This window comes from Rhodococcus sp. 14-2470-1a (assembly GCF_002259425.1).
Taxonomy (GTDB): domain Bacteria; phylum Actinomycetota; class Actinomycetes; order Mycobacteriales; family Mycobacteriaceae; genus Rhodococcoides; species Rhodococcoides fascians_E.
The window spans coordinates 114,691-138,600 of record NZ_NPFZ01000001.1 but is presented as its reverse complement, the minus strand read 5'-3'; the positions used below and the strand labels follow the sequence as shown (position 1 = coordinate 138,600).

Sequence of the window (23,910 nt, the reverse complement as noted above, 5' to 3'; positions counted from 1 at the left end):
GAGTCACGAGGGAAGCCAGCTAGAGGGTCTTGGTGACCTTCTCCGTCGCGACGCGGCGTTCGGTCTTCGAGTCGTCGGGCGAGCTCACCTGAACCAGGGATGCGCCGGCGGCGAGCACCGAGAGCAGCCCGTCGATCAATTCGTCGGCCGTGGTCCACGGCAACGAGGACAGCACGCGGTCTCCCACCGCGATCGAATGCGCCTCGGCGCGGGCACGTGCGGCGCCGAGCACCTCGTCGACCGAACGACCGTCCAGAGCGCCCGATTGTCCCGACGGCCGAAACTGATCCCCGTGCACACGGACCGACGTCGCGTAATCGGTCACACCCACCGGTAGATCCGGGACCGGTCTACCGAAGGCGTCGAGCGACAGTGCCACGACCTCGGGCACGTCGCCTGCATCGTCGATGCGTCCGCCGTGTACCAGTGCGACCTCCACGTCGGGGTCCGCGCTCAGGGTGACGTCCGCGCCTGCCCACCACGCCCCGAGGAGCACTGCCGCCGTCTGCCAATGAGCGGGAAGCAGTACCGACACTCGTGTCCCCGGTTCCACACCCAGCTCGTCGCGGAGAAAGTTCGCAGTCTTCGCAGCCCAGTTGGCCAGCGTCACACCGGAGACCTCGACCCGCTCGCCGGTGGCGTCGTCGTAATACGTCACGCGCGGGCCGGCTGGGTCGGTTGTCAGGATGGGGTCCAGAAGTTCCTGCGTCAGAGTCGAAGCCACGCAGGGAACACTACCGCCTCAGTTGACGCACGCGGGGCCGGTGGAACCGGCGTCGATGGGGGGAGCGGGCGACTCGCCTGCCGAGCTGCCCGCAGTTTCGGAGGCAGCGGATGCGCTCGTCGCGGCAGGGGCGCCTGCCGTACCCGGTCCGGAGTAGTCGGACGCGAGGACCACGCGCACGGTGCCACTCGCCAACGAATCGTCGCCTGCCACGCTGACACCGCCGAGCGCGGCAGCGACGGCTCTCGCTTCGTCGCTCTCGGGATCGGCGGCCTGAACCGTGGTGGTGGACACCGTCGTTCCCTCGTAGTTGCCGACGGTGCCGCCGACGTACCCGAGCTCGCTCAACGTGGAGGCAACCCCGCCGGCCAGTCCGTCGATGCCGCTGTCGTTCGCGACATCGACCGTCACCGAGGACGGATCGACCTGCGGCGCATCGGTTGTCGGGGCATCGCTCTCGTCCTCCGACGAGCCGTCCAGAAGGCCCTCGACGTACCTCTTCACTGCGGCGGGATCCACCTCGACGATGGACTCGCCGTAATCGGTCACCCCGTTGATGTCGACCGCGGGAATCGTCTCGAACTTCACCTGGCCGCCTGCGAGATCCTGCAGGCGAGTGGCGAATTGCAGTATGTCCCAATCGGAGTCGAGCACCACCGACCGTTGTACCGCCGCGCTCAACTGGTTCAGTTTGCCGGGATTGCTCAGTGTCTGTGCACTCAGCACACTGCGCACGAGCGACGCCATGAACACTTGCTGCCGCACGATGCGATCCAGATCACCGCGCGGCAGATCGTGGCGCTGCCGCACGAAGCTGAGTGCGTCGGCACCGGACAAGGTCTGCTCGCCGGCAGGGAAATTCGCACCGGACAGGGGCTCGTCGACCGGAGCGTTGAGGCACACACCGACCCCGCCGACCGCGTCGGTGAGGAGAACGAAACCGAGCAGACCGACCTCGGCGTAGTGGTCGACGGTGATGCCTGTCAGATCGGCCACCGACGTGATGAGCGCCTCGCGGCCCGCCTCGGTGGACTGGGACTCGGCGTCGGCGTCGGACACGCCGCTCTCGACGAGTTCGAGGCGCTTGTTCTCCTTGGTGGCGCCGTACGCGGCGTTGATCTTCGACATCCCGATGCCGGGCACCTGAACATAGGAGTCGCGGGGAATCGAGATCGCCGTCGCCGACGACCCGTCGTTGGGAACGCGGATCAACACGATGGTGTCGGTGTTCGACGCCACCTCCTCGCCCGCGCGCAGTGAATCGAGTTCCGCCTGCGACAGTGCGTTTCCGTGCGCATCGGTGCGACTGTCGGTGCCCACCATCAGGATGTCCACGGCGCCGTCGGCTCCGCCGCCGAGGCCGAGCGCGCCTGCCGTCGCGATGTTGGAACGAAGGCCGTCGATGCTTCGCCACGCGAAACCGGTGACCACCAACACCATCACGGCCAGTGCCGCGACGAAGATCTGTGGTGCTCGCATCGTCTTCGCGGATCGCGCGGCAGGGGTCGACGGGTCCCGATGTGCCGGGCCGGGTCGACGGCGGTCCGTACGCTCCGTCGCGGGCCGGCCGGTCCGGCGCGGTTCGTCCTCACGGCGACGACGAGGAATCTCGCTCCTGCTCCGGTCGGCTCGTGACCTGCGGGACCCGGCCCGAGAATCACTCCGGGGCTCCCGGCGGGCACGGGACTCGTCGGAGCGACGGCGATACTCGTCGCGGCCGGGGCGTGGGAAGTCCCCTGGCTCGTCCGACTGACCTGGCACCTGAGCGGTTCCTTCCGTTGTACGAGCTTGTTCGACGATCCTGGTTCGGATCCAGGCTACTTGTGAAATCTCACTGCCTCGCTCAAGCACGGACGGCGTGCCACACTTTCCGACTGTGACGAACATTCTTGTGACCGGCGCCGGGGGGCAACTCGGACGACAGATTCTGAAACGAGCCGAGCGGGCAGGCGTACAGGTGACGGGCGTCACCAGCGAAGAACTGGACATCACCGACAGGGACGCGGTCGGGGCTGCCGTGACCGCGGGGTCGATCGTGATCAATTGCGCCGCGTACACCGCCGTCGACGCAGCCGAGACGGACGAGGACCGCGCACTCTCGGTCAACGCCGTCGGACCTGCCAACCTGGCGCAGGCATGTGCCGAGGCCGGGGCGCGGCTGGTGCACGTGTCGACCGACTACGTCTTCGACGGCACCTCCGACGTCCCGTACCGGCCTGGTGACCCCACTGCACCGCGCAGTGCGTACGGGCGCACGAAACTCGCGGGCGAGCACGCCGTTCTCGACGCGCTTCCGACGGCGACCGTCGTCAGGACCGCGTGGGTGTACACGGGCGTCGGTTCGGACTTCGTGTCCACGATGCGCAGGCTCGAACGCGAACGAGACACCGTGCGTGTCGTCGACGACCAGGTGGGGTCGCCCACCTACTCGTGGGATCTGGCGGGTGGACTGCTGGAACTCGCCGCCGCGGACTCGCCGATGCCCCCGATCCTCAACCTGACGAACGCAGGCACCGCCAGCTGGTTCGAGCTCGCCCGCGCGGTGTTCGCCGGAGTCGGAGCCGATCCGGAGCGGGTGGAGCCGTGCTCGAGTGCGGAGTTCGTCCGGCCCGCACCTCGGCCCTCGTACTCGGTCCTCTCACCCGATGCGTGGAGCGAGTCCGGTCTGACGCCGCTGCGGGACTGGCGTGACGCACTCGCCGATGCCTTGGACGTCGCGGTGCACGTGGACCGATAGGGTTGCCCGCGTGAGTTCCAAGCTGGCCGTCGTGACGGTGACCTATTCGCCCGGTGAACACCTTGACCAGTTCCTGACGTCCTTGGCGACGGCGACGTCCGAGGACCCGCAGGTCATCATGGCGGACAACGGCTCGACCGACGGTGCGCCGGAGGCCGCCGAGGCGAAGTACCCGAACGTGCGACTGTTCCGGACCGGCGCCAACCTCGGCTACGGAGGCGCGGTCAACCGAGCCGTCGCCGAGATCGACGACGGCGTCGAGTTCGTCGTCGTGGTCAACCCAGACGTCCGGTGGCATCCGGGATCGCTCGACGGACTTCTGGGCGCAGCCGAGCGATGGCCGCGCGCAGGCGCGCTCGGACCTCTGATTCGTGAGCCGGACGGTAGCCGCTATCCCTCGGCGCGGTCGGTTCCGGATCTCACGTCCGGCGCGGGTCACGCGCTTCTCGGGAAGGTGTGGCCGAACAACCCGTGGACTCTGCGATACCGGCAGGACAACGAAGCAGCCACCGAGCGGGCCGTCGGGTGGCTGTCGGGGTCGTGCCTGTTGCTGCGCCGTGCCGCTTTCGACTCCGTGAACGGGTTCGACTCGCGATACTTCATGTACATGGAGGACGTGGATCTGGGAGACCGGCTCGGAACCGGCGGATGGCTCAATGTGTACGTGCCGAGTGTGGAAGTGACCCATTCCAAAGGGCATGCGGCAGGTAGGCATCCGGAACTCATGCTTCCGGCCCACCACGCGAGCGCGTATCGCTTTCAAGCGGATCGCCACCCTCATCTGTGGCAAGCTCCCATACGATGGGCGTTACGCGCAGGTTTGGCGGCGCGCTCGAAGGTTGTTGTGGCTTCGGCACTTCGATCGCGACAGACAGACGACACTCGACCGGACCACGACAGAGAGGCCGACAATGCCAGCTGACACGGGCAAGACCACCGATGCCGTAATCCTGGTGGGAGGCAAAGGGACTCGGCTCAGGCCGCTGACGCTGTCGGCCCCGAAACCGATGCTCCCGACCGCGGGATTGCCGTTCCTCCATCACTTGCTCGCACGCATCAAGGCCGCCGGGATCACCCATGTGGTGCTCGGCACGTCGTTCAAAGCCGAAGTCTTCGAAGAGCATTTCGGCGACGGCTCCGAGCTGGGCATCGAACTCGAGTACGTCACCGAGACCGAGCCGCTGGGCACCGGCGGCGGAATCCGCAACGTACTGCCGAAACTGCGTGCCGACAACGTGGTGGTGTTCAACGGCGACGTGCTCGGTGGAACCGACCTGACCGCGGTGCTCGACACCCACGCCCGTACCGAGGCGGATGTGACGCTGCACCTGGTTCGCGTCGGTGATCCCCGTGCGTTCGGTTGCGTTCCCACCGACGAGGACGGACGGGTCACGGCATTCCTCGAGAAGGCTCAGGATCCACCGACCGACCAGATCAACGCCGGCTGCTACGTCTTCAAACGCGACATCATCGAAACCATCCCCGCCGACAGGCCCGTGTCCGTCGAGCGCGAGGTGTTCCCCGCACTGCTCGCCGAGAACAAGCGCGTCTACGGCCACGTCGACAGCGCGTACTGGCGAGACATGGGAACACCCGAGGATTTCGTGAAGGGCTCGTCGGACCTGGTGCGCGGTATCGCCCCGTCACCTGCCCTGAGCGGCCCCCGCGGTGAGTTCCTCGTGCACCCGAGTGCCGGTGTGGCTCCGGGGGCGCTGCTGATCGGTGGCACGGTCGTCGGCCGCGGCGCCGAGGTGGGTGCAGGTGCCCGTCTCGACGGAGCGGTCGTGTTCGACGGAGCCGTCATCGAAGCAGGCGCGGTGGTGGAGCGGTCGATCATCGGCTTCGGCGCTCGCATCGGACCTCGCGCGTTGGTCCGCGACGGCGTGATCGGAGACGGGGCGGACATCGGCGCACGGTGCGAACTTCTGCGAGGCGCTCGCGTGTGGCCGGGCGTCAAACTCCCCGACGGCGGAGTGCGTTTCTCCACCGACGTCTGACCGGGTACGTCTGACCGGGGACGCCCCCGGTCAGCGCGCAGCCGCGAGGTCGACGAGGTGGGTGATGGTGTCCACCTCGGCGGACTCCGGCAACTCGTCGATCGGCCACCACCTCAGGTCCGTCGACTCCTCGCTTCGCACTGCTGTTGCACCCGCGGGAGCGCGCACGAGAAATCTGAGGTCCAGATGGCGCGTCGGCTTGCCGAGTGAACAGGTGATCGGATGCGTGTCCGCGGACAGCAGCACAGGATCGATCGTCAGATCGTCGATACCGGACTCCTCGCGCGCTTCCCGGAGCGCGGCATCGACGACGGTGCTGTCGGACGGTTCGCAGTGACCACCGAGCTGGATCCATCGTCCGACGCGTGGATGAAGCGTCAGCAGTACCTGCTGTCCCGAGGAATCGAGTACCAGCGACGACGCCGTGATGTGGCCGGCTTCGTTGGAGCGAAGGCAGCCGTCGGGGCACGCCGCGAGAAACGCGAGCATGGTGTGCCGCAGCGCATCGTCGCGGGTGTCGCCGACAGGCCAGTCCTCCAGCACACGTCGAGCGGAGTCGTGCAGTGAGCGAGCGCTCACCTCACATCTCCAGCAGCTCGGAGCCCGGTGCAGTGCGCACGCGAGGTTCCGACGGTTCGGCCGGGTGCCCGATTGCGATGGCGCCCATGGCTTTCCAGTCGGCGCGCAAGCCCAGTTCGGCTCGGACGAGGTCGGAGACGAAGATGGTCGACCCTACCCAGCAGCTGCCGAGACCCCGCGCTGCCAACGAGACCAGCAGGCCTTGCACGGCGGCGCCGACCGCGACGGTGAACATCGTCTCCTCGGCTGCGGTCCGGCGGGCGTCGGCATAGGTGTGCGCCCCGTCGGGAACGCAGAACGGAATCACTATCTCCGGTGCGTCGACCAGGATGTTGCCGCGAGCGACTCGTGCATCGATCGCACTCGGGGTGAGGCCGTCCGACTCGAGATCCGTCCGCCATGCCTTCTGCATTTCGCTCAGCAGTCGGGTGCGCAACGCAGGAGTTCTGACCCACACGAATCTGACGGGGTGGGTGTGGTGCGGTGCCGGTGCGGTCAGAGCGTCGGCCACGGCTTCGCGAACCATGTCCGGGTCCACCGAGTCCGGAGCGAACGATCGAACCGAACGACGCGACGGGACGGCCTCGCGCCTGCCGCGTGCGATCGACTCCTCCGTCCCGAGCCAGAACAGATCGTCCTCGCCGGGGCGCACGAGATCGCGTGCACGCGAACCGTTGTCGACCGGAGTCAGTCCGCGGACGACCGCCACCGGAACCGAACCGAGCTTGCCCTTGACGAGATCGCCGGCCGCAGCGATCTCGTCCGCGACGGCGACCTCGGTGACCACGAGTTCGTTTCCCTGACTGTCCTCGGCACCGGCGTACGCGTGTACCACGGCGAGGCCTGCACTTCCGATGGCCGCGTCCGTCTGCCCGACCCGCCACGCACGCCCCATCGTGTCGGTCACCACGACACCGACCGTGACACCGAGCGACTCCGCCAGGGCAGCCCGAAGACCGGCCGCGCTCGCATCGGGATCCTCGGGGAGAAGCGCGAGTTCCGCCCGGTCCACGTTGGACCCGTCGATCCCCGACGCGGCCTGGACGATGCCGAGACGGTTCTCGGTGATGAGTGTGCGGCCCTTGCGCGCGACGACCCGAACGGCTTCCTGATCGACGAGCACACGCCGCGCGGCATCGCGTTCCTCCGGATCCAGCGGAGCGGCGACCAGTCGACCCTCCACCTTCGAGAACGCCTTGCTCGTCACCACGAGAACGTCGTCGTCGCGGATCCACGGCGCGGCCGTCGCGATGGCCGCAGCCAGGTCGTCGCCGGGGCGGAACTCGGGAAGTCCGGTGACCGGCAGGATCTCGATGCCGCCGCCCGGAGCGTGATCGCCGGGCACACGGGAGGCCGCCGCCTGTTCGGTCACAGCGTCAGCCCTGCCGAACGTAGAGCAACGGCAGCCATCTCGGCCGTGGTGGCCGGATCGGTCATCAGCAGAGGCACGCTGAGAACGTCGACGCCGGGAATCACTGCCGTGTCGGTGGAATGGATCATCCACGAATCGAGGATGCCCGTGTCGGTACGAGCGCCGTAGTACTTGCCGACCGCCTCGGCAGTGGTCTCGACGCCGATGACCGACAGGCACTCGTCGGCCATCCCGCGCAGGGGCCTGCCGTCGACGACAGGGGACAGGCCGACGACCTTGGCCTTCGTGGTGCGCAAGGCGCTGCGGATCCCGGGAACGGCAAGGATCGCCCCGACGCTCACGACCGGATTCGACGGAGCCAGGATGATGGCGTCGGCGTCGGCAATGGCGTCGAGCACGCCGGGGGCAGGACTGGCCTGCTCCGCACCGATGTGGGCGAAACTGTGCGTCGGGATCCGAGCCCGGTAGCGAACCCACCACTCCTGGAAGTGAATTGCGCGCTGACTCTCACCCGACTCGTCGTCGGGGTCGGTGACGACGACGTGCGTCTCGCTCCGGTCGTCGGAGACGGGAAGGAGACGCACTCCGGGTTGCCACCGGTTGCACAGCGCTTCGGTGACGGCGGAGAGCGGGTACCCGGTCCTCAGCATTCGGCTTCGGATCAGGTGTGTGGCGATGTCGCGGTCGCCGAGACCGAACCAGTCCGGGTCCGCTCCGTACGCGGCGAGCTCGTCGCGCGCGTGCCACGTTTCCGCGATCCGGCCCCATCCGCGGTCGGTGTCGATGCCCCCGCCGAGTGTGTACATGCAGGTGTCCAGATCGGGGCAGATCCTGAGCCCGTGCATCCACACGTCGTCTCCGACGTTGACGATCGCGGTGATGTCACCGCCACCGCCGAGCAGTTCTCTGAGGCCCTGGAGAAATCGCGCTCCACCGACCCCACCCACCAAGACAGTCACTTTCACAGATGAGGAGCCTATGCCTTGCCGGACGCCTGCGTGTGGGCGCCTCGTGTGCGGACGTGCTCGAGGCATGGTTAGCTGCCTGTTCACGGGGACGACACGCGCGAAACGGCCGTGTATTCGGGGTGTCGGCCGATTTCGGGTCGTAGATGGTATTGGAAATGTGCCCATCAGCTTGACCGCACCACTGTGCGGCGTGTCTAATCACATGTATGTCATTCCAGGGTTGCCGAGCGAGTTTGCTTGGTGCCGACCTTGATTCGAACACGCGTTCCCATGTGGCGCCATTTCGTGGATACGTGTAGTAAAGGTCGAGAGTTCAGAGTGATTACGAATACCGGCGTGGGGCAAGGTGTTCGGACCGACCGGATGTATCTGCGCTAGAAGAAATGGTGAGGAGGCGGAAGCGATGTATGACCAGCACGTGACACGTGAACAACAGGGCGAGGCTCTTGCTCACCTCAGCGCAGTCGACGGCGCGCCGCAGACCGATTCCCAAGCGGGCGCAGCACGAAGCGACTGCGACAACACAATTCAGAACAGTGCTCGAGGAGTCGAGGTCGTTCCGGTGGACGCGGGTGCCGCGTACGTCGATGCGTCGCCGACCGACGACACCGCGTTCGTCGACGCCGATTCCAGCGAGACCGATTCCGACGAGACCGATTCCGATCTCGATGTCGTTCGGGAGCCGGTGGAGCCAGTACTCAGCTTGATCGCGGGCTTCGACCAGATGTTCGAGGAAATCGAGGATCAGTGGCAGGAGCGCGCACTGTGCGCTCAGACCGATCCCGAGGCTTTCTTCCCGGAGAAGGGCGGCTCCACGCGTGAGGCGAAGCGTATCTGCCTCGGCTGCGAGGTGAAGGACGAGTGCCTCGAGTACGCGCTAGCCAACGACGAGCGCTTCGGAATCTGGGGCGGACTGTCCGAGCGTGAGCGCCGACGCCTCAAGCGCGGCATCGTCTGACCCTGCCGCGATCCACAGCGGCTGTCTGCACCGACGTCCGGGTCGCTCCGGGTCTGTGCCGGTGATCCGTCAGTCCTCGTCGGGCAGCGGGTCCACCACATCCGGGTCGACGCCCAGGTAGGTGGCGACCTGCTCCACCAAAATGTCGAACAGCAGATCTTCCAGGTCCTCGGGATGTTTCGCACGTCTCTCCAGCGGACGGCGGAACAGCACTATCCGAGCGCGTGTGGTTTCTCCGCGCTTGTCGATTCCCGCCGGTACCAGCCGAGAGAGCGGCACCGGCCCTTCTGCTACCACCTCGGGTGGCCAGTTCACCGATTCCGGGTCCTTCGCGCGAATCTTCGGGACCTCGTCCACTGCTATGTCGAGACGTTCGAGCTTGTCGTGCCACCGGTGGTCGATGCGCGCGAATGCTTCGAGGACTGCGCGGTCGAACTTGTCGGCTCGTGATCGATGACCGGGAAGCGACGCGGGGAGAATCGGACCGCGAATACCGCGGCCTCGTCGTGATGCGGATCGGGAGGTCGTTCTGCGTCCGGAGCCGGTTCGAGCCATGCCGAGAGGCTATCGGTGCCGTTGCGCGGTGTGTCGAGCGGCTCGGCGTCGGAGTGGGGGACTACTCTCTTGCGTGTGAGATCTATGCGTGGATGCTGCCGCCCTGGGTGCAACCGATCGGCCGTTGCGACGCTCACGTATGTCTACTCCGATTCCACCGCCGTCGTCGGGCCACTGGCCACCGTCGACGAGCCTCATTCCTGGGATCTGTGCGAGGTGCATGCCTCGACCACCACGGCACCCAAGGGATGGGAGATGGTTCGGTACGAGGGCGGGTTCACCACGTCGACTCCCGACGAGGACGATCTGACGGCGCTGGCGGAGGCCGTCCGCGAAGCAGGCCGCGGAGATCGCGTCCGCGACGACGTCCCCGGACCCCGTTCCGGTGTCCGGTCCGCTACGGAGTCCACGCAGGACCGCCGCGCGGCCTCGCCCGTCAGAACCGGGCGACGCGGCCATTTGAGGGTGCTTCCCGATCCGACGGCTTGATCGGTAGCCCGAAACTGCAATTGCGGTCCGCTGCTTTGTCGTTCGGATGATCGACCCAGGCATCATTTCTGTCACATCTGGTGTGAGTCATCGCGACGTCCACCTCCATCTGTGACACATTCGTAGGTGAGTGCGCCCTCGATTCGCGCTCGCAGTTGAACCATTCGAAACCCCGAGGAGTCGTTCGTGGCACGCACTGCCGAAGCCGTCAATGCAGTCATCAAGGCCTACGACGTGCGGGGGGTGGTCGGCGAGCAGATCGATGCCGAGTTCGTGCGCGACGTCGGTGCTTCCTTCGCTCGTCTGGTGCGCGAACCCGGCGTCACGCGCATCGTCATCGGCCACGACATGCGGGCATCGTCACCGGAATTGTCGCGTGCGTTCGCCGACGGCGTCACCTCGCAGGGCCTCGACGTGGTGTTGATCGGTCTCGCGTCGACGGATCAGCTGTACTTCGCTTCGGGATCGTTCGACTGCCCGGGCGCGATGTTCACGGCGAGTCACAATCCGGCGAAGTACAACGGCATCAAACTCTGCCGTGCCGGTGCCAAGCCGGTCGGTCAGGACACGGGTCTCGCGACCATCAAGTCCGAGCTCGTCGAAGGCGTCCCGGCCTACGACGGGACGCCGGGCTCGGTCACCGAACAAGATGTCCTCGTCGACTACGCGAACTTCGTCCGGGGCCTTGTCGACCTCTCTCAGGTGTCCGGAGTCAAGATCGCTGTCGACGCCGGCAACGGAATGGGCGGCCACACGGTTCCAGCCGTGTTCGACGGATTGCCCGTCACCGTCGAACCTCTGTACTTCGAGCTGGACGGCACGTTCCCCAACCACGAGGCCAACCCTCTCGATCCGGCGAACCTGGTGGATCTGCAGAAGTTCGTGCGGGAGACCGGCGCGGACATCGGGCTCGCGTTCGACGGAGACGCCGACCGATGCTTCGTCGTCGACGAGAACGGCGACCCGGTGTCGCCGTCCGCCGTCACCGGCCTCGTCGCCGAGCGTGAACTGCGCGGCGAACCCGGAGCGACGATCATCCACAACCTGATCACGTCGAGAGCGGTGCCGGAGCTGGTGACCGCGCTCGGTGGTACCCCTGTGCGTACTCGCGTCGGTCACTCGTTCATCAAGCAGCAGATGGCCGAGACCGGAGCGATCTTCGGCGGAGAACATTCCGCGCACTACTACTTCAAGAACTTCTGGGGCGCCGACTCCGGCATGTTGGCTGCGTTGCACGTCCTCGCGGCACTCGGTTCACAGGACCGTCCGCTCAGCGAGCTCATGCGCGGGTACGAGACGTACTCGGCGTCCGGGGAGATCAACTCCACCGTCGACGACGCCGCAGCACGGACGTCGGCCGTGCTCGACGCGTTCGCCGAGCGCACCGCGGGCGTCGATCGGCTCGACGGAGTGACGGTGGATCTGAACGGAGGTGCCTGGTTCAACCTGCGTGCGTCCAACACCGAGCCGCTTCTCCGGCTCAACGTCGAGGCTCGTACCTCCGACGAAGTGGATGCCTTGACGACCGAGATCCTCGGCATCGTCCGAGGCTGATCGGCGGAGCATCACCTCGAGCCCGAACTGTATTAATGGACGCGGCGGTGGGTATGCGGGCACCATCGGTGGGAGAAACGGCGAGTCGGATCAGGAAGGACGGTGGCACGCGATGACCACGCTGACGCCTGCACTGGATCTGGACGACTCGGACGCCCTCGCCAAGGCCGACATCGAAGGCTGGTTGCGCAGCGCGGCGCTGGCCGGCGCACAGACCCGCGCGACGATGTCCTCCTACGAGGACGTCGTCGGTGACCGATTGTCGGATCTCCGTCCCCGCAGTGTGGTGTTCGTGGCCGGCGGCGGCCGAGCCCGCCGAGCCACCGCGATGGTCGTCGCTGCCGTGGGCGCCCGTATCGGCGTCCCGTTGGTCGTGTCGGACGGCACACCGCCGTGGGTCGGACCCCTCGACGTCGTGGTGATCTGTGGAGACGACGCTGGAGATCCCCGGTTGTCCGAGGCCACGTCTGCCGCCGTGCGCCGCGGCGCGGAAACCGTACTCGTCACTCCCGACGAGGGGCCGCTCCGTTCGGCGGCGGCCGGACGTGGGCTGTTCCTGGCGCCGCGCGTGTCGGTGCGTGAACCCAACGCACTGATGCGCTACGTCGCTGCTGCGGTGTGCGTTCTGGGCGCGTTGTCGTCCGGCGCCTACCGAGCGTTGCTTCCCGATCTCGCTCGCCTCGCCGATGCGTTGGACGAGGAAGCGTCGCGAAATCACCCTCGGCACGAGGTCTTTCACAATCCCGCCAAGTCCATCGCGTCGCGCATCTCAGGGCGCCGAGCGGTGTTCACCGGAACGAGCGCACTCGCGGTGGAGACGGCACGGCACGGCAGCGAAGTGCTGTTCCGCGTCGCGGGGGTGGCGGCGGCCTCCGGCGATCTACCGGACGTGGTGGCAGCCGGCGTACAGGCCACCGGTGCCTCCTCCGAGATGCCGGCCGATTACGACCCGTTCTTCCACGACGACCAACTCGACGGTCCGAAGCCGCAACCCGGCGTCCGGGTGTTCGCGGTGGCCGCGCCGACGGGTGCCCTGGACACGGACCGTCGCACCGCGGCGCTGGACGACGTGGACATTCTCGTCGCGGGCGGCGACGACGCCGTCACGGCGTCCGTTCCTGCAGCGGGCCCCGTCTCCGATCGGGTCGGTCCGCAGGCTCCACTGCCGTCCGGGACGGTCGGGGAACTCGAATCGATGACATTGTTGGCCACGCGGCTGGAGATGGCTGCCGCGTATCTACATCTGATGGGCGGTAACTAGTGCAACCACTGCACGGTGCAGTTCGGTCGTACGCGTGGGGATCGAGAACCTCGCTTGCGCAGTTGCAGGGACGGCGAGTGCCGTCCGAGCATCCCGAGGCGGAGATCTGGCTGGGTGCACACCCCGCCGACCCTGCTCGAATCGGGCCGGGTGATTCCGCTCGATCGCTGCTGGCCGTCATCGACGACGATCCGGACCGTGAGCTCGGAGCTGCCACCTCGCAGGAGTACGGAGGCCGGTTGCCGTTCCTGCTGAAGTTGCTCGCCGCCGACGAACCCCTGTCCCTGCAGGCGCACCCGAGTTCCGTTCAGGCGAAAGAAGGTTTCGCGCGCGAGGAGGCACGTCGAGTACCGATCGATTCTCCCGTCCGTAACTACCGAGACGCGTCGCACAAGCCGGAACTGATCGTCGCACTCACCGAATTCCATGCGCTGGCAGGCTTTCGGTGCCCCAGGCATACCGTCGAATTCATCGACGCGCTCGGCGTCGACGCTCTCTCCGGCTACCGGTCTCTACTCGCCGACCAGCCGGATCAAGCGGGTCTGCGCACCGTGTTCACGTCGTGGATCACGTTGCCGGGTCCTGCCCTCGACGCGCTCCTCCCTCTCGTGGCCGAGGGATGCATCCGGTACCTGTCGACCTCCGCGCACGACGACGACGGCAAATTCGTCGACGAAGCACGAACCTTGTTGGAACTGGGGGAGTCCTACCCCGGCGATGCAGGCGTTCTCGCCGCGCTTCTGCTGAACCGTGTGACGCTGTCACCCGGGCAAGGTCTCTACCTGGATGCCGGCAATCTGCACGCGTACCTGTCCGGCACCGGCGTGGAGATCATGGCCAACTCCGACAACGTTCTCCGCGGCGGACTGACGCCGAAGCACGTCGACGTCCCGGAGCTGCTGAGAGTCCTCGATTTCGAACCCGCCGAGGTGAACATTCTCGATCCCGAGGTGTCCGGTGAGTCGTCGACGATCGTCTACGACACGCCTGCACCGGAGTTCGCGTTGTCCCGCACGGCGTTGGCCGACGGAGCGTCCGAGATCCTCGACAGCGTGGGCCCGCAGATCGTGTTGTGCACGGAGGGTCGGGTGGCCGTGCAGGACGGTGAGGTCGAGCAGATCGTCGAACGCGGGTCGGCAGTGTGGGTCTCGGCAGGCGAAGCCGCCCCGACCGTGACCGCTCGGTGGGGTGACGCCGAGGTGTTCCGCGCGACGGTGGGCAACTTCCGCGTCTGAGGCACGCGTTCGCTCGAGTTGCATCGGGCCGACGTGTCTACGCCTTAGGGTGTTACCGAAGGTGTTCGAGTGACACACACCCGACGGTATCGACAGGTGGAAGCAGAGAAGATGGAACAAGAGCGTTCGACCGGACCCGCTCGCAGAACTGGAATCTTCCGAACGAAATCGGTCGAGGATTCCATCCGCGACACGGACGAACCGGACACCAAGCTGCGCAAGGATCTGAACTCGTGGGACCTGACCGTCTTCGGCGTCGCCGTCGTCATCGGTGCCGGAATCTTCACGTTGACTGCGCGTACCGCGGGCAATGTCGCGGGCCCGTCCGTGTCGCTGGCCTTCGTGCTCGCTGCGGTCGCCTGTGGTCTCGCGGCGCTGTGCTACGCCGAGTTCGCCTCGACCGTTCCGGTGGCAGGTAGCGCATACACGTTCTCCTACGCCACGTTCGGTGAGTTCATCGCCTGGATCATCGGCTGGGACCTGATTCTGGAGTTCGCGCTCGCCTCGTCCGTCGTCGCCAAAGGCTGGTCGTTGTATCTGGGGGAGGTGCTCGGATCCTCGTCGCCGATCGTGACCATCGGCTCGTTGGACGTGGACTGGGGCGCGTTCCTGATCGTCGTCGTCATCACCGTCCTGCTGGCGAGCGGTACCAAACTCTCCTCCCGGGTGTCGTTGGTGATCACCGCGATCAAGGTCGCTGTGGTGTTGCTCGTCGTGGTCGTCGGAGCCTTCTACATCAAGGCCGAGAACTACTCGCCCTACATCCCACCCGCCGAGGAAGGATCGACCGGCGAGGGAATCCATCAGTCCCTGTTCTCCTTCGTCACCGGAGCAGGTGGCAGCACCTTCGGCTGGTACGGACTTCTGGCCGCCGCAAGTCTCGTGTTCTTCGCGTTCATCGGATTCGACGTCGTCGCGACGACCGCCGAGGAAACCAAGGAACCGCAGAAGGCGTTGCCGCGCGGCATCCTCGGATCACTGGCCATCGTGACCGTCCTGTACGTCGCCGTGACACTCGTTCTGACCGGAATGGTCAAGTACACCGAGTTGGCAGGCGACAGTTCCACATTGGCGACGGCCTTCGATCTGAACGGTCTGACATGGGCCAAGAACATCATCTCGTTCGGTGCTCTCGCCGGTCTGACAACCGTCGTGATGGTGCTGATGCTCGGTCAGACCCGCGTACTGTTCGCGATGTCGCGCGACGGGTTGGTGCCGACCTCGCTGGCGCACACCGGCAAGCGCGGCACTCCGGTTCGCATCACGATCCTCGTCGGTGTGGTGGTCGCGGTACTCGCCGCGTTCTTCCCGATCGGCGTCCTCGAAGAGATGGTCAACATCGGCACCCTCTTCGCGTTCGTGCTGGTGTCCATCGGCGTCGTGGTGTTGCGGCGCACCAGACCGGATCTGCCGCGTGGGTTCAAGGTCCCGCTCATGCCGGTCGTTCCCATCCTCGCGGTGGTGGCCTGCCTGTGGTTGATGGTCAACCTGTCGGTCGAGACCTGGCTCCGATTCATCGGTTGGATGGTCATCGGTGTGGTGATCTACTTCGTCTACAGCAAGCGCAACGCGGATAAGACTCTGCGCGCCCGTGAACAGGCTCGTTCGTCCAAGTAAGAATTCGATCGACGAACCCCTGTTTCGGAACTTCCGCCTGCTATAGGCTTGCCGAACAAACCCGAGGTTTTCTTTTCAGGGGGGATCGAATGAAACGCGCCGGTCACTCGTCCACGGCCGTGGACGAGTCAGCCGGGGGTGGCGTGTCGGGGGACGCGACCGTCGAGCCAGCACGAAGCGCCAATGTCGTTCACAAGCGGCGGGCCGGGAAGCGAGCGTTGTGGCTTCTCGGCCTGCTGGCACCCGCGTCGGCCCTACTGCCGTCGCAACTGGTTCTCTGGACCGGAATGCCCATCTTCTGGTGGAGCGGTGTGATGGTGTTCTTCGTCGTGATCCCCGTCATCGACATGCTGGCGGGCGAGGACGGAGACAACCCGTCCGACAGCGACGCCGAGCACATGCAGGAGGACCGGTTCTACCGGTGGTGCACCTATCTCTTCCTCCCCGTCCAATTCGTGACGTTGCTGGTCGCGTGCTGGATGTGGGCGTTCGGTTCACTCGCCGTCATCGACAAGATCGGGCTCGCTGTGACGGTCGGGCTGGTCGCGGGCACGGGAATCAACGCGGCTCACGAGCTCGGTCACCGGATCGAGGAGCACGAGCGGTGGCTTGCGAAGGTCGCGCTGATGCAGACCCTCTACGGTCACTTCTTCGTCGAGCACAACCGCGGTCACCACGTCCGCGTCGCCACCCCCGAGGACCCGGCAAGTGCTCGGTTCGGCGAGAACCTGTACACGTTCCTGCCTCGAAGCGTCGTCGGGGGACTCCGATCCGCGTGGCGGCTCGAGAATCAGCGCCTGCATCGGCGCGGGATCCACCGATGGAGCCCGCAGAACGCCCTGCTGCACACGTGGGCGATGAGCGTCGCACTGTTCGGCACGCTGGTGCTCGTGTTCGGGCTGTCGATCCTGCCGTACCTTCTGCTCCAGGCCGTCGTCGGTGTCCTGCTGCTCGAGACGGTGAACTACGTGGAGCACTACGGTCTGCTTCGAGAGAAGAACGAGCGGGGGCGCTACGAGCGGTGCTCGCCGCGGCACAGCTGGAACAGCGACCGCCTGTGCACCAACATCTTTCTGTACCACCTCCAGCGGCACAGCGACCACCACGCCAATCCGGGCAAGCGCTACCAGACCTTGCGCAGCTGCGACGAGGCCCCGCAGCTACCGGCCGGCTACGCGTCCATGGTGCTCGTCGCCGCCGTCCCTCCGCTGTGGCGTCGAGTGATGGATCGCCGGGTGCTCGCTCACTACGACGGTGACATCACCCGCGCCAACATCCTGCCCCGACGTCGAGACAAGGTTCTCGCCCGACATGGGCTACTCGCGGCGCCCGAGTCGCAGAACCGGACAACTCGTACGGCCGCCTGATTCCGAACGAGGGCGGCGCCACCTGGCCCGAACCCACCGCGAGTCGACCCGATAGCCTGGTGCGGAAACGCAACGCACAACAGGAGAGGCAAGATGACGACCTCAGCACATGCCGGCGGCAGTTCGGCCGCCGGATCGGCACTCACCGCGGACCACCGGGGTGGAATCGACTTCAAGGTCGCAGATCTTTCGCTCGCAGAGTTCGGCCGCAAGGAAATCCGGCTCGCCGAGCACGAGATGCCGGGTCTGATCGCACTCCGACGTGAATACGCGGAGGTGCTCCCGCTCAAGGGCGCCCGCGTCTCCGGGTCACTGCACATGACCGTACAGACGGCCGTTCTCATCGAGACGCTCGTTGCGCTCGGCGCCGAGGTGCGGTGGGCGTCGTGCAACATCTTCTCCACCCAGGACCACGCAGCAGCAGCTGTCGTCGTCGGCCCCCACGGAACCGAGGAGGAGCCCAAGGGCGTCCCGGTGTTCGCGTGGAAGGGCGAGACCCTCGAAGAGTACTGGTGGGCTGCCGAGCAGATGCTCACGTGGCCGGGCGAACCCGCGAACATGATTCTCGACGACGGTGGCGACGCGACGATGCTCGTGCTGCGTGGCGCCCAGTTCGAGAAGGCAGGCGTCGTACCGCCGACCGACGACGATCACGACTCCGACGAGTACAAGGTGTTCCTCGGATTGCTGCGTCGCTCGCTCGAAGAGTCGAAGACCAAATGGACGGCCATCGCGGAGTCGGTCAAGGGTGTCACCGAGGAGACCACCACCGGCGTCCTGCGTCTCTACCAGTTCGCAGCGGCAGGCGAGCTCACGTTCCCGGCGATCAACGTCAACGACTCGGTCACCAAGAGCAAGTTCGACAACAAGTACGGCACCCGCCACTCGTTGATCGACGGCATCAATCGCGGCACCGACGTTCTCATCGGAGGCAAGGCCGTCCTCGTCTGCGGTTACGGCGACGTCGGCAAGGGCTGCGCCGAGGCACTCAAGGGTCAGGGCGCACGCGTCACGGTCACCGAGGCCGACCCGATCAACGCGCTCCAGGCCCTGATGGACGGATTCGACGTCCGCACCGTCGAGGAGTACATCGACAAGGCCGACATCGTCATCACCTCCACCGGCAACCTCGGCATCATCACCTTCGAGCACATGAAGCGGATGAAGCACCAGGCGATCCTCGGCAACATCGGCCACTTCGACAACGAGATCGACATGGCCGGGCTCGAGAAGGCTGCGGACGTGACGCGTATCAACATCAAGCCGCAGGTCGACGAGTTCCAGTTCAAGGACGGCCACTCGATCATCGTGCTGTCCGAGGGCCGGTTGCTCAACCTCGGCAACGCAACGGGTCACCCGTCGTTCGTGATGAGCAACAGCTTCTCCAACCAGGTCATCGCCCAGATCGAACTGTGGACGAAGCCGAGCGAATACGACAACGAGGTGTACCGCCTGCCGAAGCACCTCGACGAGAAGGTCGCTCGCATTCACGTCGAGGCACTCGGTGGCACCATCACCAAACTGACCAAGGAGCAGGCCGAGTACATCGGCGTCGACGTCGAGGGCCCGTACAAGCCCGAGCACTACCGCTACTAGGTCCCGTCGTGGGCCGTTTGATCGTCATCGAGGGAGTCGACGGCGCGGGCAAGAACACGCTCGCCCGTCGGCTCGTCTCGGCGTGGGAACGCGAACATCTCGAGGTGGTTCGCATCGGCTTTCCGAGGTACGACGCCTCGGTGCACGCCGATCTCGCCGCGGAAGCGTTACGAGGTGAACACGGCGACACCGCGCAGAGCGTCCACGCAATGGCGTTGCTGTTCGCGCTCGACCGCAGGTCGGCCGCGGAGGAGCTACGAAACGCGCTCTCTCACAACGACATAGTGCTGTTGGATCGTTATGTCGCGTCCAACGCGGCGTACACCGCCGCGAGGCTCGACCAGTCCGCGGACGGCGAGGCGGTCGAATGGATCCGCGCCCTCGAATTCGATCGATTCGAGGTACCGATCCCGGACACTCAGATCTTCCTCGACGTGTCGGTGGAACTGGCCGCCTCGCGCGCGGAGTCACGCGAGACCGCGGACGCCTCGCGGACGCGGGATGCCTACGAGCGCGACGGATCGCTGCAATCGCGAACCGCTGCGGTGTACGACGAACTGGCGGCGTCGAACTGGATGTCGCCGTGGCAGGTCGTCGGCGCCGACGTCGACCCCGATCGACTCGCCGCCGACGTGTTCAATCAGCCAACTGACGCCGGGAAAGTGACAACATAGGTCCATGAAGCCTCGGATTCTTGTAGTCGACGACGATTCGGCACTCGCCGAAATGCTGACCATCGTCCTTCGCGGCGAGGGTTTCGAACCGTTCGTGGTCGGCGACGGCACACAGGCGTTGTCCGCGGTACGAGAGAATCGTCCGGATCTCGTGCTGCTCGACCTGATGCTGCCCGGGATGAACGGCATCGACGTGTGCCGTGTTCTACGGGCCGATTCCGGGGTTCCCATCGTGATGCTCACCGCGAAGACGGACACCGTCGACGTCGTGCTGGGTCTCGAGTCCGGCGCCGACGACTACATCATGAAGCCGTTCAAGCCCAAGGAACTGGTCGCTCGTGTGCGAGCACGTCTGCGGCGCACCGAGGACGAGCCGGCGGAGTTGCTCTCCATCGCGGACATCGTCATCGACGTTCCCGCGCACAAGGTCAGCCGAGGGGACGAACTGGTGTCGTTGACGCCGCTCGAATTCGACCTGCTGGTGGCCCTCGCGCGCAAACCGCGTCAGGTGTTCACCCGAGAGGTGCTGCTCGAGCAGGTGTGGGGTTACCGCCACGCCGCGGACACCCGCCTCGTGAACGTCCACGTGCAGCGGTTGCGCGCCAAGGTCGAGAAGGATCCGGAGAATCCTGAGGTGGTGTTGACGGTGAGGGGAGTCGGCTACAAAGCCGGACCGCCGTGATCTGGTCCAACCGTTCGCGGCGTCGAATCAACGGAACGTTCACGCCGCTTCTGCGCTGGTTCAGAGCGCTCACCACATCGATCGGCCATGCGTGGCGCCGGTCGCTGCAACTGCGTGTGGTCGTCTCCACACTCACGTTGTCTCTCGTCGTCATCACCATTCTCGGTGCGGTGCTGACGAGCCAGATCACCGATCGACTCCTCGAAGCGAAGATCACTGCTGCCACGGAGGAACTCGAACGTTCCCGGATGACCGTGGAGGGCGCGCTGGCGGGCGCCGAGGAAACGACGGGGCTCTCCTCGCGTCTGGAACGCGCTCGTGCGCAGCTGACGAGCGGCGGAGTCGACTCCGGGCAGAGCACCGGATCCGCCGGTACGTTCGATCCCGTGCTCATCGTCGATGGAGACGGCATCAGGACGGACTCGTCCATCGGCCCGTCGTCTCAGATCCCGGAGAGCCTTCGGAATTTCGTCCAGGAAGGCCTGATCAGTTGGCAGTACGCCACGGTCAGCGACGCCGAGCAGGGTGACTACACCGGTCCGGCCATCATCTTCGGTACGCCGACCGCGTCGGACATCGCCGACCTGGAGCTGTACCTCGTGTTCCCGCTCGGGAGCGAGGAGCGCACCCTCTCGCTCGTGCGGGGGACGCTGCTGATCGGCGCCGTGGTCCTGCTGGTGTTGCTCGCTGCGATCTCCATGCTGGTGGCCAGGCAGGTTGTGCTGCCGATTCGCTCGGCATCGCGTATTGCCGTTCGATTCGCCGACGGCAGGCTCAAGGAACGGATGCCGGTACGCGGAGAGGACGACATGGCGAGGTTGGCCATGTCGTTCAACGAGATGGCGGAGAGTCTGTCCAAACAGATCACCCAGCTGGAGGAGTTCGGAAGCCTGCAACGAAGGTTCACCTCCGACGTCAGCCACGAGCTACGAACCCCGCTGACGACCGTCCGCATGGCCGCCGATCTGATCCACGACGGCTCGGCCGACCTGGATCCAGCGCTGAAACGATCGTCGGAACTACTGGTCAACGAGCTCGATCGGTTCGAGACCCTCCTCGGCGACCTCCTCGAGATCAGTCGCCACGACGCAGGCGTCGCCGAGCTGGCGTCCGAACAACTCGACCTCCGCATGTGCGCACGGGCCGCGGTGTCCACCGTTCGGCATCTCGCGCGGGAGAGCGCGACCGAAGTGATCGTCGACATGCCCGATCACGCGGTCGTCGCCGAGGTCGATCCCCGTCGCGTCGAGCGCATCCTTCGCAACCTGCTGGCCAACGCTCTCGATCACGGCGAAGGCCGCCCGGTTCTGATCCGGCTCAGGGCCAACACCGACGCCGCGGCGTTCGTCGTCAGGGACCAGGGCATCGGCCTGCGTCCGGGGGAAGAGAAGCTGGTGTTCAACCGCTTCTGGCGCTCGGATCCGTCGAGAGTCCGCAGATCCGGTGGCACCGGCCTCGGCCTGGCGATCAGTGTCGAGGACGCCCGGCTGCACGACGGCAAACTGGAAGCCTGGGGAGCCGTCGGCGAGGGGGCATGCTTCCGCCTGACTCTGCCGCTGGTGCGAGGACACAAGGTGATCGGCAGTCCACTTCCGCTCAAGCCGAGCACGCGCAGATACACCCAGGGGCAACCGCTTCCGTCCGCGACGGATCGCGCGGACGAACCGAGAGGACCCGGTGCGTCGATCGATTCCGCCGGTTCGATCGGCGCGGACACGGGCGGAGGTCGGTCCACATGACGACGCAGCGTCGACGCACTCGGTTCTCACGCGTCAGCCTCGTGGTCGCTGCGCTGACGAGTCTCGTTCTGATACTGGGCGGATGCGCGAGCCTCCCTGAATCCTCCAGTCCGCAGGCAATCGGGTCGCTCACCGCAGGTGCGGCGTCGACAACTCCGCCCCCGCCTGCTTCGGGCCGCGAGCCGGACCTGCTGCTGCGAGATTTCGTGACCGCAAGTGCGGCATCGGCGAACCGACATCAGGCCGCTCGGCAGTTCCTGACCGCCTCGGCGTCGAGTAGCTGGGACGACAGCGCGAAGACCGTCGTCGCCGACAAGATCGATCTCCTCACCGGCATGCGCACCGACACCGAGGCGCAGTTCACGCTCCGATCCAACACCGTCGGTCTCGTGGCACCCGGCGGTGACTACCAAGCAGGAGCAGGCACGGTCGACTCGAACATCAGGATGATCAAGGTCGACGGGGAGTGGCGCATCGACGAACTGCCCCCCGGCGTCGTCATCGATCGTTCGCAATTCTTCGGCGCATATCAGCGCAAGTCGCTGTTCTTCGTCGACCCGCTCGGCGCGGCCCTCGTACCCGACGTCCGGTGGGTGAGCGGCGCAGCCGATCAGATGGCCGATCAACTGGTCCAGTTGCTGATCGACGGACCGAAGCCGAGCCTGGCTCCCGCCGTGTCCAACGAACTGGGCAACGGCGTCGGAATTCGCGGGCCCATCACCAAGGCCGACGGGCGAACCTCGCAGGAGGCCATCGGATCCGGCGGCGGCGTACGGATCGACTTCGGGGGCCTGCAGGCCGTCGACGCCAAGAACCGCGAACTGCTCGCGGCCCAGGTGGTGTGGACGTTGGCGTCGGCAGACATCGCGGGACCGTACGTGCTTCTCGCGGACGGTCAACCCCTCGACAACTCCAAACCCGACGGATGGACGACGGCGGACGTCGGCACCCTCGACCCACTGGCCTCGCCGGAGAACGACGTCGGGTTGCACGCGCTGGTGTCCGGCCGCTTGGTGTCCGTCGACGACAGCGGCACGACGCCGGTGCCGGGCTACTTCGGCACCGTGGAGAATCTGCGGAGCGCAGCGCTGTCGACGGACGGAACTCTCGTCGCAGGTGTCGCCGACACCGGCCGTCCCGCACCCGAACCGTCGTCGGCGTTGATGATCGGCGGCTACGACAGCGGAGCGTTCCCGGTGGCCGAGGGACAGTCGATCACCCGGCCTACGTGGGGAGTGGACAACAACGCGGCGTGGGCGGTCATCGACGGCACCAATGTCATTCGCGCAGCGCGAGATCCGGCCAACGGTCAGGTGTCGGTGCTTCCGGTCGACGCGGGTGCCGTGACGGCTCTCGGATCGCGAATCACCGATCTTCGTCTCTCCCGAGACGGCGTCCGGGCGGCCATGATCGTCGACGGGTTGGTGTACGTCGCGACAGTCGTGCGCCAACCCAACGGAACGTACTCGCTCGTGTCGCCGAAAGCGGTTGCCAACGGACTCGGTAGCGATGCGCTCGCGTTGGATTGGAGTACCGGCGACGCGGTGGTCGTCGTGCGTATCGCGACGGACGTTCCGGTGGTTCAGGTGACCACGGACGGCTCGCGGCTCGATGCGCTGCCGAGTCGAAACCTGACCGCACCTGTGCTGTCGGTCGATGCGTCGACGACGGCCGAGTACGTCGCGGATTCGCGCGCGGTGTTCCAGCTGAACAACAACGATCCGGCGGGGGATCGGTACTGGCGTGAAGTCGCCGGCCTGGCCGGGGTGAAGGCGACTCCGGTACTGCCCGGCTGAGCGCATCGTG

Annotated in this window: 21 protein-coding genes; 15 read left to right on the top strand and 6 right to left on the bottom strand. The window is 66.2% G+C overall.

The annotated features are described in order from the left end of the window. Nucleotides 1–19: 19 nt before the first annotated feature. Both CH292_RS00665 and CH292_RS00660 read right to left on the bottom strand, forming a co-directional pair. Nucleotides 20–724, bottom strand: a complete 705-nt coding sequence (locus CH292_RS00665; protein WP_019666136.1) for a TIGR03089 family protein — start codon at nucleotides 722–724, stop codon at nucleotides 20–22. Between the two features lie 18 nt (nucleotides 725–742). Further along, nucleotides 743–2,203, bottom strand: coding sequence for an LCP family protein (locus CH292_RS00660; protein WP_019666135.1), 1,461 nt, complete (start codon nucleotides 2,201–2,203; stop codon nucleotides 743–745). 397 nt (nucleotides 2,204–2,600) lie between these two features. Here CH292_RS00660 and rfbD point away from each other — a divergent pair, with 397 nt between their 5' ends. The 3 genes from rfbD to CH292_RS00645 are packed head-to-tail and all read left to right on the top strand — an operon-like array spanning nucleotide 2,601 to nucleotide 5,458. Further along, on the top strand, nucleotides 2,601–3,461 hold the full coding sequence (gene rfbD / locus CH292_RS00655; RefSeq protein ID WP_019666134.1) for a dTDP-4-dehydrorhamnose reductase: 861 nt from the start codon (nucleotides 2,601–2,603) through the stop codon (nucleotides 3,459–3,461). A gap of 10 nt (nucleotides 3,462–3,471) precedes the next feature. Then, on the top strand, nucleotides 3,472–4,383 hold the full coding sequence (locus tag CH292_RS00650) for a glycosyltransferase family 2 protein (protein WP_020112127.1): 912 nt from the start codon (nucleotides 3,472–3,474) through the stop codon (nucleotides 4,381–4,383). Further along, nucleotides 4,373–5,458, top strand: a complete 1,086-nt coding sequence (locus tag CH292_RS00645) for a sugar phosphate nucleotidyltransferase (RefSeq protein ID WP_019666132.1) — start codon at nucleotides 4,373–4,375, stop codon at nucleotides 5,456–5,458. The genes CH292_RS00650 and CH292_RS00645 overlap by 11 nt, the downstream gene beginning before the upstream one ends. 30 nt (nucleotides 5,459–5,488) lie before the next feature. Here the strand turns inward: CH292_RS00645 and CH292_RS00640 are convergent, their stop codons facing one another. From CH292_RS00640 to cofD, 3 genes are read right to left on the bottom strand one after another with little or no spacing between them, the layout of a single operon-like run. Beyond that, the gene (locus tag CH292_RS00640; RefSeq protein ID WP_026347955.1) at nucleotides 5,489–6,037 is read right to left on the bottom strand and encodes an NUDIX hydrolase; all 549 of its coding nucleotides are present in this window, start codon (nucleotides 6,035–6,037) and stop codon (nucleotides 5,489–5,491) included. 1 nt (nucleotide 6,038) lies between these two features. Next, on the bottom strand, nucleotides 6,039–7,409 hold the full coding sequence (locus tag CH292_RS00635) for a coenzyme F420-0:L-glutamate ligase (RefSeq protein ID WP_094653782.1): 1,371 nt from the start codon (nucleotides 7,407–7,409) through the stop codon (nucleotides 6,039–6,041). Continuing rightward, on the bottom strand, nucleotides 7,406–8,374 hold the full coding sequence (gene cofD / locus CH292_RS00630; protein WP_094653781.1) for a 2-phospho-L-lactate transferase: 969 nt from the start codon (nucleotides 8,372–8,374) through the stop codon (nucleotides 7,406–7,408). Before cofD ends, CH292_RS00635 begins: the two co-directional genes overlap by 4 nt. Before the next feature lie 727 nt (nucleotides 8,375–9,101). Between cofD and CH292_RS00625 the strand changes: the two genes are divergently transcribed. Further along, on the top strand, nucleotides 9,102–9,335 hold the full coding sequence (locus tag CH292_RS00625; protein WP_027498876.1) for a WhiB family transcriptional regulator: 234 nt from the start codon (nucleotides 9,102–9,104) through the stop codon (nucleotides 9,333–9,335). 69 nt (nucleotides 9,336–9,404) lie between these two features. Here CH292_RS00625 and CH292_RS00620 read toward each other — a convergent pair whose 3' ends face one another. Further along, nucleotides 9,405–9,890 (bottom strand): metallopeptidase family protein, encoded by a 486-nt coding sequence (locus CH292_RS00620; protein WP_019666127.1) that lies wholly within the window; start codon nucleotides 9,888–9,890, stop codon nucleotides 9,405–9,407. Nucleotides 9,891–9,974: 84 nt separating this feature from the next. Here CH292_RS00620 and CH292_RS00615 point away from each other — a divergent pair, with 84 nt between their 5' ends. From CH292_RS00615 to lpqB, 11 genes are all read left to right on the top strand, one after another. Then, nucleotides 9,975–10,379: a DUF3499 domain-containing protein gene (locus CH292_RS00615; RefSeq protein WP_020112123.1), complete on the top strand. Its 405-nt coding sequence runs from the start codon at nucleotides 9,975–9,977 to the stop codon at nucleotides 10,377–10,379. Between the two features lie 186 nt (nucleotides 10,380–10,565). Beyond that, complete coding sequence (locus CH292_RS00610; RefSeq protein ID WP_020112122.1) at nucleotides 10,566–11,933, top strand: phosphomannomutase/phosphoglucomutase; 1,368 nt, start codon at nucleotides 10,566–10,568, stop codon at nucleotides 11,931–11,933. 112 nt (nucleotides 11,934–12,045) lie between these two features. Next, nucleotides 12,046–13,194, top strand: coding sequence for a tobH protein (locus tag CH292_RS00605; RefSeq protein ID WP_094653780.1), 1,149 nt, complete (start codon nucleotides 12,046–12,048; stop codon nucleotides 13,192–13,194). Continuing rightward, complete coding sequence (gene manA / locus CH292_RS00600) at nucleotides 13,194–14,429, top strand: mannose-6-phosphate isomerase, class I (protein ID WP_094627270.1); 1,236 nt, start codon at nucleotides 13,194–13,196, stop codon at nucleotides 14,427–14,429. The genes CH292_RS00605 and manA overlap by 1 nt, the downstream gene beginning before the upstream one ends. 111 nt (nucleotides 14,430–14,540) lie before the next feature. Continuing rightward, nucleotides 14,541–16,046, top strand: a complete 1,506-nt coding sequence (locus CH292_RS00595; RefSeq protein ID WP_176458676.1) for an amino acid permease — start codon at nucleotides 14,541–14,543, stop codon at nucleotides 16,044–16,046. A gap of 89 nt (nucleotides 16,047–16,135) precedes the next feature. Continuing rightward, entirely contained in the window at nucleotides 16,136–17,413 is a 1,278-nt protein-coding gene (locus tag CH292_RS00590) for an alkane 1-monooxygenase (protein ID WP_094653779.1), read from the top strand. Nucleotides 17,414–17,506: 93 nt separating this feature from the next. Next, on the top strand, nucleotides 17,507–19,009 hold the full coding sequence (ahcY, locus tag CH292_RS00585) for an adenosylhomocysteinase (RefSeq protein ID WP_019666120.1): 1,503 nt from the start codon (nucleotides 17,507–17,509) through the stop codon (nucleotides 19,007–19,009). Between the two features lie 8 nt (nucleotides 19,010–19,017). Continuing rightward, nucleotides 19,018–19,683: a dTMP kinase gene (locus tag CH292_RS00580; RefSeq protein ID WP_019666119.1), complete on the top strand. Its 666-nt coding sequence runs from the start codon at nucleotides 19,018–19,020 to the stop codon at nucleotides 19,681–19,683. A gap of 4 nt (nucleotides 19,684–19,687) precedes the next feature. Then, complete coding sequence (gene mtrA / locus CH292_RS00575) at nucleotides 19,688–20,365, top strand: MtrAB system response regulator MtrA (protein ID WP_008717777.1); 678 nt, start codon at nucleotides 19,688–19,690, stop codon at nucleotides 20,363–20,365. Continuing rightward, nucleotides 20,362–22,104, top strand: coding sequence for an MtrAB system histidine kinase MtrB (gene mtrB, locus CH292_RS00570; protein ID WP_019666118.1), 1,743 nt, complete (start codon nucleotides 20,362–20,364; stop codon nucleotides 22,102–22,104). The genes mtrA and mtrB overlap by 4 nt, the downstream gene beginning before the upstream one ends. Beyond that, entirely contained in the window at nucleotides 22,101–23,900 is a 1,800-nt protein-coding gene (gene lpqB, locus CH292_RS00565; RefSeq protein ID WP_020112117.1) for an MtrAB system accessory lipoprotein LpqB, read from the top strand. The genes mtrB and lpqB overlap by 4 nt, the downstream gene beginning before the upstream one ends. Nucleotides 23,901–23,910 lie beyond the last annotated feature (10 nt).